The sequence below is a fragment of the Sulfitobacter sp. HI0027 genome (assembly GCF_001634775.1).
GTDB lineage: Bacteria > Pseudomonadota > Alphaproteobacteria > Rhodobacterales > Rhodobacteraceae > Sulfitobacter.
This window is the reverse complement of sequence record NZ_LWER01000371.1, coordinates 1-204: the sequence shown is the minus strand read 5'-3', so window position 1 is coordinate 204 and position 204 is coordinate 1. Positions and strand designations below refer to the sequence as shown.

Below are 204 nucleotides of genomic sequence, written 5' to 3'. Positions count from 1 at the left end.
GACCATGGGGGGACATCACCCATGAGCAGCGCAGGATCACATGCGGGCCCTGCGCGGCGCGCAACAACGTTTCGCCAGCAGATTTCGAATGGCCGTAGACATTGAGCGGGCCGGTGGGGTCATCGGGCTGCCAAGGGCGGCTGCCCGAACCGTCAAAGACATAATCCGTGGACAGATGCACCAGCGGGATCGCCGCCTCGGCAC

1 protein-coding gene is annotated in these 204 nt (G+C 64.7%); it reads right to left on the bottom strand.

Going from position 1 to position 204, the window contains the following annotated elements; all coding sequences use genetic code 11:
• The coding region (locus A3722_RS17250; protein ID WP_150120540.1) for a sugar nucleotide-binding protein at nt 1–204 on the bottom strand (204 nt) is incomplete at both ends.